Source organism: Streptomyces sp. NPDC045470, from assembly GCF_040646595.1.
Lineage (GTDB): Bacteria > Actinomycetota > Actinomycetes > Streptomycetales > Streptomycetaceae > Streptomyces.
The window spans coordinates 184,648-197,285 of the sequence record NZ_JBEZAN010000012.1 but is presented as its reverse complement, the minus strand read 5'-3'; the positions used below and the strand labels follow the sequence as shown (position 1 = coordinate 197,285).

Genomic DNA, 12,638 nt, shown 5'->3' with positions numbered 1-12,638 from the left:
CCCCTGCGCCCCCGCGGCTCAGAGCGCCGGCGCGTCCGGCCCGAAGCGGCTGCGTACCGCCGTCTGCACCTCGGCCTCCTCGGCCGGATCGGCGGCCAGCCTGCGCAGTTGCTCCACGACCCGGTCGTCGCCGGTCGCCGCGTGCCGGGCGGCCAGCTCGCGGGTGCTCTCCTCGCAGTCCCACAGGCACTCGACGGCGAAGCCCGCCGGGAACCCGGGGTCGGTGACGGCCAGCGCGCCCGCGGCGCGGCCTCTGAGGTGGGAGGAGGAGGTCTCGCGGTAGATGTGGCGCAGCACCGGCGCCGCGCAGGCCACGCCCAGGCGTCCCGCCCCGTCGACCAGCTCCCACAGTCCGTCCGCGTCCGGTCCCTCGGTCCGTACCGTACGGCGTAGGGCCGCCAGCACCAGGTCGGCGTCGCCACGGCTGCCGCGGCGGGCCAGCATCGTGGCGCCGGCCGCGCCGAGGGCGTCGGGGCGGGGGGCCCACCGGCGGGCCCGCTCGACGGCGGCCACGGCGCGCATCCGCTCGAAGGCGGCGAGCGCGGCCTCGGCGAGCGGACGGCTGGAGAAGGGGTCGGCGGCCGCGGCCTCGATGAGGTCGAGGGCCTCCGGGTCGCCGCGCTCGGCGAGGTGGCGCAGGGCGGCGGCGCGGGCGGCGTCCGGGCCGGTGCGCGCGGCGCGCAGCAGCTCGGGGCGGTCCTCGGGGCCCGCGACGGCCGCCAGGCAGCGCGCCGCCGGGACCTGGCGCCACTCCTCGGGATGCAGCTCCAGGCCCTGCTGGGCCCAGTCCAGTACTTCGGTGACGCTCCAGCCGGGGCGGGGGCCGCTGGGCCTGAGCTGGCGCTGCCAGCGGTCGAAGCAGCCCTGTTCCTGGGCGGCGCGGACGCGTTCGCCGTAGCGGGGGTCCTCGGCCCACAGCCGCCACGGGCGGGGCTCGAAGGCGTCGCGGACGGCGGCGGCCAGCTCGGCGTCGCCCTCGGCGGTGTGCGGGAAGCGGGCGAGGACCGCGGGGGCGAGGGTCGCCAGTCCCGCGTCGTCGTCCCGCAGCGCGAGCTCGTCCAGGGCCCAGCGCCAGTTCGTGCCGGCGGCGGCGTAGCTGCGCAGGAGGAGGAGGGCGGCGTCCCGGCCGTACGCGGCGAGGTGGCCGAGCACGGCGAGGGCGAGGCCCGTGCGCTCCTCGCCGGGGTCGGTGAGGTCGTCGGGGTGGAAAAGATGCCGTTCGATCTCTTCGAGTCCGCCGTCGAGCTGCATGTAGAGGCGCGCGTAGTACAGGGAGCGGTTCTCTACCTGCCAGTCGCGGCGGGGGTCGCGCAGCACGCTGTCGTTCAGTGCCGCGAGCGCCTCGGCCCGCGGCGCCGCGAGGGCGTGCAGGGTCCCGTCGCCGCGGCCTCGCTGCAGGAGGCCGAGCAGGGTGCCACTGGGCGCTATGTCTGGATCGAACATGAGGTCAGCATCCGGTGCGGGGGGCAGGCTGGCAACGGGATTTCCGCTGACCGGCATTCTTGCCGGTGACCACGGGTCGTATGCGTCGTTCCCACCATGGATCGGTGGGACCGAGCGCGCTACGGCGGCCGAAGCCTAGCCTGGAACGCTCCGTTCCGCTGATTCGGCCGAAGATTGCCCCAGGGAGGCCGGGGGCATATGCCAAGTGCACCACCGTATCGGGTAATGCCAAATCCCTTACGGGCGGTCGCAGCCTGTGCAACAGTCGTTACCGGCCCTTCCGTCAGACCAGGCCCCGGCGCCGCCTGATATCGGAGAACGTCATGCCGTCCCATCTGTTCGCGGACCGACCAGCCGCCCAGCCGCCCGAGCGCGACGTGGTCGAGGCCCTGATCACCCAGGCACGCCGGTTGCGGGGCGGCCTGGACGCCGTACGCCGGGAGACCGCGGCGGGCGGCGACGAGCCCGACGACCCCCGGCTGCGCTGGCAGCGGGCGCTGTGCGACCTCGCCGTCCATCACCTCGACGACCTCGGCGGACACCTGGACCAGCTCCGGGAGGGCCTGCCCGCCGACCCCGGGACGGCCCAGGACACGGCGGGCGCAGCCGACGACGACCGGCTGCCGGTGGCGCCGCCCGAGCCCGCGGGGCATCCGCGCGGCTCACTGCTCAGCCGGGTCGGCAGCGCCGAGTGGAACCTCCTCACCGACGAGGTGAGCTGGTCCGAGGAGCTGTTCGGGATCTTCGGCCGGGACCCGGCCGAAGGGCCCCTGACCTTGGACGAGCTGCCGTCCCTGGTCTTCTGCGAGGACCAGCAGCTACTGACCACGATGGTCACCGACTGCCTGGTGGACGGCCGCCCGATCGACGACGAGTTCCGCATCGTACGGAGCGACCAGAGCGTCCGTACGGTGCACATGGTGGGCGAGCCGGTGCTCGAAGCCGACGGCAGCACGGCGTGCATGTGGGCCGTGCTGCGCGACGTCAGCGAGCTGCGTCGCAGCCAGCGGGCGGTGCGCGAGACCCGTGACTCGCTGCAGCGTCAACGGCACATGGCGCAGACGGAGCACCGGCTTGCGGTCGAGCTGCAGGAAGCCGTGCTGCCGCCGTGGCGCGGCTCCCTGCGGTTCCCGCAGGGCGGGCCCGTCGCACTCGACCTCGCCGCCCGTTACCTCCCTTCCGGCACCAGCGCTCTGATCGGCGGGGACTGGTACGACGCGCTGCAGCTTCCGGACGGCCGGACCCTGCTGAGCGTCGGCGACCTGACCGGCCACGGCGCCACCGCCACGTCCGGCATGGCGATGGTGCTGGGCGCGCTGCGCGGCATGGCGGTGTCCGGTCAGGAGCCGGGCCCGCTGATGGGCTATCTGAACCAGCTCCTCGACACCTCCGCACAGCCCGCCCTAGGCAGCGCGGTCTGCTGCCGTTTCGACCCCGCCTCCCGTCAGCTCGTCTGGGCCCAGGCCGGCCACCCCGCCCCGCTGCTGTTCCGCGACGGCACGGGAAGCCCGCTGAGCCCCCCGGAGGGCGTGCTGCTCGGTGCCACCACCGGAGCCGCCTACACGGAACGGTGCGAGCAGTTGGAGCCCGGCGACCTTCTGGTGCTGCACACGGACGGCCTGGTGCCGCGCCGGTCGCACGGCGCGCTCGCGCCCCACGAGGGTGCCGAGCGCCTCCTGTCGCTGGCACCGCGGTTCGCCGCGGCGCGCAACGCGCAGGACTGTGTCCGCGTCATCGCCGAGGAGTTCGGCGGTGCCGAGCGCGAGGACGACGCGTGTGTGCTGATCGCCAGGGTGAGCGGGTAGCGCAAACCCTTGCGCGGTGTCCGTATGACGCGATGTCCGTACGGCCAGGACCGGGGTCACGGGTCTTGGCTCGCCTTGCTCTTGTCCGTTCCAGGCCCCGCTGGTAGCCGTCGGCGTCAGACCCGCAGGTTGCTGCCCACCGGACCGATTCCCGGGCCCAGCCCCTTGTTCTTGGCCTTCGGCATCACCCGCTGGATCTCCTCCCGCAGGTCCTGGATCTTGGCGTAGTTCGCGTACCGGCCGGTGAGCCGGTACATCTCCCGCAGCCGGTCCCAGGTGCGGTGGGAGGAGTTCTCCTTGATGGACACCAGGGCCAGCCGGGCGTAGCGGTCGGCCTGTTCGGGGTCGTTGCCGATGAAGCAGGCGGAGGCCAGCGAGAGGTAGTCGAAGATCTGCGACCGCTGCCGGCCGTTGTCGCGCAGCCGCAGCGCCTGCTTGGCGTGCGCCTGGGCGATCTTCGCCGCCCGCGGGTCGTGTTCGGCCAGTGTACGGAAGGCCAGCGCCTGCATACCGTGCATGTCCGCCTCGTCGAACATCTGCATCCAGCTCGGCGGCGGCACATCGCCCCGGTCGGCGACGAAGAGTTCCTCCGCCTCGCCCAGGGTGCGCCGCATGGCCTGGCCCTGTCCCTTGCTGGCCTGGGCCCACGCCTCGATGGTGCAGAGCATCGCGCGGGTCCGCGGCAGGTTCTCGGCGCCGGAGCCGGACTTGGCCAGCTTCATCAGGTCCAGGGCGTCGTCGGGACGGCCCAGGTGCACCATCTGGCGGGCCGCCCGGGAGAGCGCCTCGCCCGCGCGCGGGCGGTCGCCACCCTCGCGCGCCGCGTGGGCGGCGATGACGAAGTACTTCTGGGCGGTGGGCTCCAGCCCCACGTCGTGGGACATCCAGCCCGCCAGGACGGCGAGGTTGGCCGCCACCCCCCACAGCCTGCGCTGGAGATGGTCGGGGTGGTGGTAGGCGAGCATCCCGCCCACCTCGTTGAGCTGGCCCACCACGGCCTTGCGCTGCAGCCCGCCGCCGCGGGCCGCGTCCCAGGCGCGGAAGACCTCGACCGACCGCTCCAGTGCGTCGATCTCCTGCGACCCCACGGGAGCCGCCTCGTAACGGTCGTAGCCGATCTGGTCGATGGTGTTGTAGTCGAACGGGTCGTCGAATCGGGGGGCGTCGGCTGCCAGCGCCGGATCGGTGTGCAGCCAGTCGTGCATGGCGCTGCTGAGTGCGGAGCCCGCGGCGAGCGCCGCGCCCGCGCCCACCAAGCCGCGTCGGTTGAGCATGAGGTCCATTCCCGTGAATTCCGTGAGGACCGCCGCCGTTCGCTCGGGCGGCCACGGGAGACCGTCCGTGGCCTGTTTCCTCCCCGCGCGCCCGGAACGACCGAACCCGAGGTCCTCGATGGTTACGACACGGCCGAGACGCTCGGTGAACAGGGCGGCGAGCACCTTGGGCACCGGGTCGCGCGGGGTCTCCCCCGTGTCGATCCAGCGCCGTACCCGCGAGGTGTCGGTCGCCAGCTGCGGATGCCCCATGGCGGCCGCCTGCCGGTTGACCAGTCTCGCCAGCTCGCCCTTGGACCAGCCGGCCAGGCCGAAAAGGTCCGCGAGACGGGTGTTCGGCTCCCTGTCCACGTCAAGCCCCCAGGTTCCTCGACTGACTTGACAGTAACGGGCCGCCGAGGACGCCCGCGAGCATTCGCCAGGGTTCGCCAGGGTCCGCCAGATGGTCTGCCACCCGCGCCCGCGTGTTCTGTAGAAGTGCAGCCCCCGGCCCGGTGTCGGTACCGCATTCCCCAGGGTGCGGACACCGGATCCGGGGCCTTCGGGCCCCGGGTCGCCGGGCCGGGAGCCGCACTGCAACTCGTCGGCGCACGAAGGGATCTGTCTCACCCATGTACGCAGCATCGTCCGCCGTGAGCGCCCCGAACCGGCCGTACCGTCCGCAGCCTCCGGGAAGCGGGCCGTATCTCGACCCCTCCCAGTCCCAGGGGGCGGTTTCCGGCCTCACCGGCGGCCGCAACCGGCGGGTGCAGGGGGGAGGCACCCAACCGCTCAGCGGGAGACTCGACTTGTCCGGCCCCCAGGGTGCTCAGCTGCGCGCCGCGGTCGCCTCGGTGCACCGCATCTGCCCCGAGTTCCATCCGGTCCAGGTGCTGCGCCGGAGCGGCAAGTCCGTCCTCCTGGTGGGCACCGCCGGCCGTACGACCGCGGTCGCCAAGTGCTTACTGGACCACTCCCCCGCGTGGGCCGAGCGGTTCCGGCACGAAATAGCTGCGTATCGGTCCTTCGTACGCCACCGCCCGCCGGTGCGCGTACCGAGGCTGGTCGCCGCGGATCCTGACAACTGCACCCTGGTCGTCGAGCGGATGCCCGGCCGGGTCGCCTCCCTTCAACGGCATCCCACCGAAGCACCGCCGCGCGCCGACGTACGGGCCGCGCTCGGCGCGATCTGCCGGGTCAACCTCTGGCGACCGCCGGCCGGGATGTTCGACGCGCCGCTGGACTACGCGGGCCGCATCGGGCGCTTCCACGACTTCGGTCTGCTGACCGACCGGGACCTGGGCGACCTGCAGAAGCTGCTGCACGGCCTGGCCCACACCCAGGGTCAGTTCTGCCACGGCGACGCGCTGCTGAACAACGTCCTGCTCTCCCCCGCCGGGCCGGTGCTGCTCGACTGGGACCACGCCGGCTGGTACCTGCCGGGCTACGACCTCGCGACCCTGTGGTCGGTGCTCGGTGACGCCCCGGTGGCGCGCCGCCAGATCAGCCAGCTCGCGCAGGCCGCGGGACCCGCCGCACGGGACGCCTTCCTGGTCAATCTGATGCTGGTGCTCACCCGCGAAATACGGCGTTACGAAACCGCCGTGCAGCGCACCATGCGCGAGCCCACGCCGACGGGCACGCCGGGGCCGGGTCACCCCGGTGGTGCGCTTGCGGCGGGTGAGGAACAGCGGCTGCTGCTGCGTCGGCTGCACGACGACTGCCAGATGGCGCGCCGTGCGGTACGGGCGGCGGTCGGCACCCGCTGATCCGCCGAGGGGCACGTGAGCGGCACGCCGTAGGGGCGTGCCGCTCACCCGTGTGTGCCGGGGGCTGCCCTCGCTCTCGTACGGGATTGCGGGATGCGCGCTGACATACGAAACCCGTGGGGCGCACGGTGATTGACGGATCGTCGGCCAGGCGATAGCTGTAAGGATCCCGTTCCGCGCACGGCCGTATGCACACCATCCGCCAGACGCCCCGGCTCGTCCCGGTCGGCCACAGGAGGCTGCATTGCGAGGATCCGACGAGAAGAGAACCCCCCGCTCCAGAGCGCGCAGGGCCGCCACCGCCGTCGCGGCGGCGGCCCTGCTGCTGCCGCTGGTCTCCGCCGCGCCGTCCGGCCCGGACGGGCAGCCCCGCGCCGCGGCGGCACAGCCCGCCGCCGACTCCCTCCAGCAGGCGTTCGCGGACGCCGCCGCGCGCTACGGCGTCCCCCGGGACGTGCTGCTGGCCGTGGCGTACATGGAGTCGCGCTGGGACGGGCACGGCGGCGCGCCCAGTGTCTCCGGCGGCTACGGCCCGATGCACCTGACCGACGCCCGTACGGCGCTGGCCGAGCGGCCGCACCACAGCCACGGTGACGAGGATCCGCGCGGCGACGACTCCCGTGCCCGCAAGCGGGCCCACGCGCGGCTCCCCGCCACCACGGAGCTGCCCGCCCGGCTGCGCACCCTGGAGCGGGCGGCGCGGCTGACCGGGCTGCCCGCCGAACGGCTGCGCCGGGACCCGGCTTCCAACATCCGCGGCGGTGCGGCGCTGCTGGCCGAGGAGCAGCGCCGCCTGGGGCTGCGCTCCGCCGATCCGGCCCGCTGGTACGGGGCCGTCGCCCGCTATTCGGGCGCGGACGACGCCCGGACGGCGGCGGGCTTCGCCGACGACGTGTACGACGTCCTGCGGCAGGGCCGGTCCCGTACGACCGGCGCCGGCCAGGCGGTGACACTTCCCGCCGCGCCGGGCCTGACGCCGGACCGGGCGCAGCTCGGGCGCCTGGGGCTGCGGTCCGCCGCCGCGCCGGCGGACGGCTCCCGCCTCGAATGCCCGCGTACGGTCTCCTGTGTGTCCGTGCCCGCGCCGTACGAGAAGTTCGGCGACGGGGACTACGGCAACCACGACAAGGCGGACCGGCCCCGGGACCAGCGGGTCGACGCCATCGTCGTGCACGACACCGAGGGGTCGTGGGAGACGACGCTGAAGCTCATCAAGGACCCGACTTATGTGTCCTGGCACTACACGATCCGGTCGGCCGACGGACTGATCGCCCAGCACGTGCCGACGAAGGACGTCGCCTGGCACGCGGGGAACTGGTACGTCAACGCGCACTCCGTGGGCATCGAGCACGAAGGTTTCCTCGCGGCTCCGGACGCCTGGTACACCGAGGCGATGTACCGGGCCTCGGCGCGCCTGGTGCGCTACCTGGCGCGCAAGTACGACCTGCCGCTGGACCGGCAGCACATCATCGGCCACGACAACGTGCCGGGCACGACACCCGACACGATCAAGGGCATGCACACCGACCCGGGCCCGTACTGGGACTGGGCGCACTACTTCCGGCTGCTGGGCAAGCCGTTCGTGCGCACGGCGGGCCCCGGGGGCGGCCTGGTCACCATCCGCCCCGACTACGACCGGCACCGGCCCGTCTACACCGACTGCGAGAAGCCGGGGCAGCCGTGCGCGCCGCACGGCTCGGCCGCGGTGCGCCTGCACACCGCACCGAGTGCGAGCGCGCCCCTGGTCAGTGACATCGGTCTGCGCCCGGACGGCAGCCCCTCGACGACCGGGGTCAACGACACCGGTGCCCGCGCCACCACCGGCCAGCGGTACGCGGTCGCGGAGCGCCGGGGGGAGTGGACGGCCGTCTGGTACCTGGGCCAGAAGGCGTGGTTCCACAACCCGCCGAAGCAGCCCACCGCGGTCGACGCGAAGGGGCTGGTGATCACGCCGAAGGCGGGCCGGGCGGACATCCCGGTCTACGGACGGGCGTACCCGGAGGCGGCGGCCTACCCGGCGGGCGTGCCGGTACAGGCCGTCACGCCGCTCCCGTACAAGCTGCTGTCCGGCCAGCGCTACGCCGTCGGCAACCGGGTGCGCGGCGAGTACTTCTACGCCCCGACGTACGACCTGTCCCAACACACGGTCGTGCGGGGCCAGGACGTCTACTACGAAATCCAGGTGGGGCACCGGGTCGGCTATGTGCGGGCGGCCGATGTGGACGTGCGGTCTTCGCAGCGGTAGCACGCGGGCAGCGCCGTGCCGGGCTCTCAGTGGCCCGGCACGGCGTCCGGCCGCGTCAGCGCTCAGGCGAGGGCGGCGTACCTCGTGAAGGCTTCCCGGCCGCCGGGGACGAGGTCCCCCCGCCGCACGGCCTCCCGGAGAGCGGGCTCGGTCAGCCAGTCGTGCCAGGCGATCTCCGCCGGGTCCGGCATCCCGTCGCCCGTGATGACGGCTTCGTGCACGCCGAGCCGGTACGGGGCGATCGCCCCGCGGCACAGGAACGTGAAGGCGAGCCGGGCCGCGGCCCGGACGACGAGTTCCTCCGACAGTTCGCGGGCGGCGGCTTCCTCGTACGACTCCCCGCGTGCACCGCGCCGCCGATCAGCCAGTTGTACCGGCCCGGAAACCGTGAGACGTCCGCCGGTGGACCAGTATCCGGCCCTGCCTGTCGCGGCACACGACGGTCGCCACCCGGTGCAGCCACCCCTCGCGGACGGCCTCGGCGCGGACGGCCACGCCCACCACCCGGTCCCGCTCGTCCACCCGGCCCACCAGTTCGGCCATGGCGGCCATGGCGGCCATGGCGGCCACGATGCCAGGAACCGGTACGGCCGGGGCGTGCCTTCGGGTCAGCCCTGCTGGAACATCTCCGCCGGCAGCGGCTTCAGGAGGGCGTACAGGTCGTCGGTGATCGGCCGGTCCCAACTGGCGATGGTGACCAGGACGCCGTCGCTGCGGTCGAACTGGGCGCAGGAGATCCGGCCCTCGGAGCACTTGATGCGCTTGACGATCAGCAGGTTGTCGTCGTGCATGACCGGGGTGTCCTCGGTCTCGACGACGGTGACCGGCTCGTCGTTCTCCAGCGCCGCGAGCAGTTGCGCCACCTCGAACGGCACCTGTCCGTCCGCCAGGTCGCGCGCCGGGGAGCCCTCCGGCAGATTGCCGATGATCATCGCGGGGCCGCGGCCGCCGAACAGGTCGTAGCGGAGGAAGACCCCCTGGCAGCTACCGTCGGGGGCGGGCAGGAGTCCCGCTCCGAGATTGCCGGGCCAGTCCCCGGGGTCCATGGCGAGGACGTCGAAGTCAGGCCCGGCGGGCGTGGCTGCGCTGCGGCGGCGGAGGAAGGACATACCGCCATCGTACGTGGCCGCCGGCGGCCGGCGGGCCCGGCGTCAACCCAGTGGCGGCTCGGCCGGCGCGACGCCCGGGGCGGCCGTCTCCAGCAGCCGCGGCAGGCCCGCGTAGTCCGTGCCCATCTTGCGGCAGACACTGGACAGCAGGCGGGTGACGACCGTCTCCGGGGTGGCCAGCTCCTCGGCGATGCGGCTGGTGGGCCAGCCCAGGGCGAGCCGCTCGGCGGCCGCCCGCTCCTGGGCGGTGAGGGTCTCGGTGCCGGTGCTGTGCAACTGGAGCGGGCGCAGACCGGCCGCCGACAGCTCGTCGCGGGCGCGTTCCGCCAGACCGTCGGCTCCGCAGTGGACCGCGCCCTCCAGCCCGCGGTAGAGGCGCTCGGCCGCGTCCTGGGGCAGGCCGGCCCGGCGCAGCGCCGCTCCGTGGTCGACCAGGGCTTCGGCCAGCGCGTAGCCGGCGGGTGAGTGCTCCAGTTCCCGTACGGCCTCGGCGAGCAGTTTGAGGGCCCGGCCGCCGCCGATCACGGTGGCGGCGCAGTGCAGGGCCTCGCCGACGGCTGTCGCGGTGCCGAACCTGCGGGCCCGCCGTACGCCTTCCTCGGCCAGCTGGACGGCGCGCGGGCTGTCGGTGAGCGCCGTGGCGCGGGCGAGGTGCAGTTGCCAGGGGCACCAGGCGGGGTTGCGCATGCCGCGGGCCTCCAGCCGCCTGCCGACCGCCTTGAGGTGGTGTTCGGCGTGCCGGTGCAGGCCGCGGGCCATCAGCAGTTCGCTGTAGACGGTGCGCGAGTCGGGGTAGACGACGGCGTTGGGCACGATGTCGCCGTAGCTGAAGTGGTCGGCGAGTTCCTGGGCGTCGTCGACGCGGCCGCGGGCGAGCAGGATCTCGATGAGGATGCCGATGGCGTACCACCGGGCCGGTACCGCGCCGCCGACCCGCTCGGCGATCCGCAGCCCTTCGCGCACCAGGGTCTCGGCCTCGGTCAGCGCGCCGCGACGGTAGCGGATGTAGCCGAGCAGGGCGTGGCCGAAGGCCAGGTGGGCGCCGCGCCAGCCCTTGCGCTCGCACTCGGCCATGCCGCGGGTGAACAGTTCCTCGGCGCGGCCGGGCTGGTCGCAGTACATGAACGTCATGGCGACGGCGACCGGCACCTCGAACCCGCGGTTGTCCTCGGTCCAGCTCAGCCCGCCGACCAGGGCCGCCTCGGCGTAGCGCAGGGCGGTGGCGGCGGGCTCGCCGTGCACCACGCAGTCCCAGGCGCGCAGGCCCAGGATGTAGCGCTCGGCGAGGCCGTCGCCGGTGAGGTGGTCGGCGAGCCGGGTCAGCCTGCGGGAGCGGGCCGCCGAGTCCGGTTCGTCGGCGCGGAAGGCGCTCCAGACGAAGTTCTCGGCCTGCATCCGCAGCCGGGTGCCGGGGACGCTGGTGCGGCGGGCCTCGTCGGCGGCGAGCGCGGCGGCCTCGGCGACCTTGTCGGTGTGGGCGAGCGCCTGGGCCAGGCGGTAGGTGACGGCCTCGCGCAGCTCGGGGTCGACGTCCGGTTCCTCCAGGGCTTCGCGGAGGTAGTTGACGGTGACCTCGGGGGCGGAGAGGAAGGTGGCGGCGCCCAGTTCGAACAGGACGGCGGCGCGGTTCTCCGGCGAGGGCGGCTCGCGCAGGGCGCGGGCCAGGAAGCGGCGGGCGGCGTCGGGTGCGCCGGCCCGTACGTACTCCCGCGCGGCCTGGCGCAGCCGGTGGACCACCCAGTCGTCTCCCTGGCAGGGCACCTCCAGCAGATGCCGGGCGGCGACCGTCGGCCCCAGTCCGGCTTCCACCACCGCTTCGGCGGCCACGTTGTGCATGCCGACGCGCAGCGCGGTCGGGATCGCCCGGTGGACGGCGGTGGCGATCAGCGGGTGGGCGAACTGCAGGATGCCGTCGGGGGCCTCGGCCTGGGCCAGGATGCGCGCCTCACGCAGTTGGGTGACGGCCTCGGCCGCCGCCTCGGCGCCGAGCGCGGCGACACCGGCGGTGATGTCGGGAGCGGCCGAGGCGCCCAGGACGGCGATCGCCCAGGCGAGGCGGACGGCGGCGCCGCCGAGCTTGTCCAGCCGGTCGATCAGGCCCTTGCCCTTGACGGCGGAGGCGACGTCGCGCAGGGCGGGCAGGTCGTCCCGGCTGCCCTTGAGGCCGCGCTCGCGGAGTCCGGCGGCGAGTTCCACGGCTTCGAAGGGGTTGCCGTCGGTGACCGCCCAGCATTCGGTGCAGAACTTGTCCTCGGCTGCCCCGCCGATCGCCTCGCGGACGATGCTGGCGACCGCGTCGCAGGTGAACGGGGTGAGGGTGAAGGGGCGGGTGGCGTGGCGTTCGGCGAGCTTGCGGAAGGGGGCGGCGTCGCGCGGCAGTTCCTCGGGCCGGTAGGCGACCACCACGAGCATCGGGAGGTCCTCGGCCCGGGGCGCGAACGCGGTGAGCCAGCTCAGGGACTCCTGGTCGGCCCAGTGCGCGTCGTCCAGGACCAGCACGGTGGGCGCCTGCTGCACGGCGAGGCGGGTCACCAGCCAGTCCAGGCCGTCGCGTACCCCGGTCGGGTCGGGCACGCTGCCGCCCGCGTCGGCCACCAGGCCGAGGGCCGGGGCGACGATGTCGTACCAGCTGCCCAGGACGGTGCGGGAGGCGGCCTCGTCGTAGGCGGCCAGGACGGGCTGCACGAGCTGGCGTACGACGTGGAACGCCATGCCGTGTTCCTGCTCGCCGCCGCGTGCGGAGAGTACGGTGCAGCCGTGCGCGGCGGCACGGGCGCGGACCTCGCCGAGCAGTGCGGTCTTGCCCATGCCGGCGGGTGCGGCGAAGGAGAGCAGACCGCCGCGCCGGGCGGCGGCGGGGCCGCCACCAGGTCCGCAGAGGCGGTCCAAGGCCGCCTCCAGGGCTTCGAGTTCGGCGTTCCGTTCGAGCAGGACACGCCGTGCGTTGCGCACCTGCTCCCATCCGTTGGCCATGACTGAATCCGTTCGCCGCGTGGGTGCTCCCGCCCGCCGCG

At 74.0% G+C, this 12,638-nt stretch carries 7 protein-coding genes and 1 pseudogene; 3 read left to right on the top strand and 5 right to left on the bottom strand.

The window, feature by feature from the left end; translation table 11 throughout:
• Window positions 1–18: 18 nt before the first annotated feature.
• Window positions 19–1,443, bottom strand: coding sequence for a HEAT repeat domain-containing protein (locus AB0A97_RS28555; RefSeq protein ID WP_361155185.1), 1,425 nt, complete (start codon window positions 1,441–1,443; stop codon window positions 19–21).
• 323 nt (window positions 1,444–1,766) lie between these two features.
• Here AB0A97_RS28555 and AB0A97_RS28550 point away from each other — a divergent pair, with 323 nt between their 5' ends.
• Window positions 1,767–3,248: a SpoIIE family protein phosphatase gene (locus tag AB0A97_RS28550; RefSeq protein WP_361155183.1), complete on the top strand. Its 1,482-nt coding sequence runs from the start codon at window positions 1,767–1,769 to the stop codon at window positions 3,246–3,248.
• Between the two features lie 116 nt (window positions 3,249–3,364).
• Here AB0A97_RS28550 and AB0A97_RS28545 read toward each other — a convergent pair whose 3' ends face one another.
• Entirely contained in the window at window positions 3,365–4,873 is a 1,509-nt protein-coding gene (locus tag AB0A97_RS28545; RefSeq protein ID WP_361155182.1) for a hypothetical protein, read from the bottom strand.
• A gap of 260 nt (window positions 4,874–5,133) precedes the next feature.
• On the opposite strand from AB0A97_RS28545, the gene AB0A97_RS28540 reads away from it, so the two are divergent.
• Entirely contained in the window at window positions 5,134–6,270 is a 1,137-nt protein-coding gene (locus AB0A97_RS28540) for an aminoglycoside phosphotransferase family protein (protein WP_361155180.1), read from the top strand.
• Window positions 6,271–6,514: 244 nt separating this feature from the next.
• Entirely contained in the window at window positions 6,515–8,515 is a 2,001-nt protein-coding gene (locus tag AB0A97_RS28535) for a peptidoglycan recognition family protein (RefSeq protein ID WP_361155178.1), read from the top strand.
• A 62-nt stretch (window positions 8,516–8,577) separates the two neighbouring features.
• Here the strand turns inward: AB0A97_RS28535 and AB0A97_RS28530 are convergent.
• The 3 genes and pseudogenes from AB0A97_RS28530 to AB0A97_RS28520 all read right to left on the bottom strand — a co-directional run bounded on the left by AB0A97_RS28530 (window position 8,578) and on the right by AB0A97_RS28520 (window position 12,597).
• Window positions 8,578–9,058: pseudogene (locus tag AB0A97_RS28530) on the bottom strand (NUDIX domain-containing protein).
• A gap of 65 nt (window positions 9,059–9,123) precedes the next feature.
• The gene (locus AB0A97_RS28525; protein ID WP_031002150.1) at window positions 9,124–9,624 is read right to left on the bottom strand and encodes a hypothetical protein; all 501 of its coding nucleotides are present in this window, start codon (window positions 9,622–9,624) and stop codon (window positions 9,124–9,126) included.
• A 42-nt stretch (window positions 9,625–9,666) separates the two neighbouring features.
• Complete coding sequence (locus tag AB0A97_RS28520; protein WP_361155176.1) at window positions 9,667–12,597, bottom strand: AAA family ATPase; 2,931 nt, start codon at window positions 12,595–12,597, stop codon at window positions 9,667–9,669.
• Window positions 12,598–12,638 lie beyond the last annotated feature (41 nt).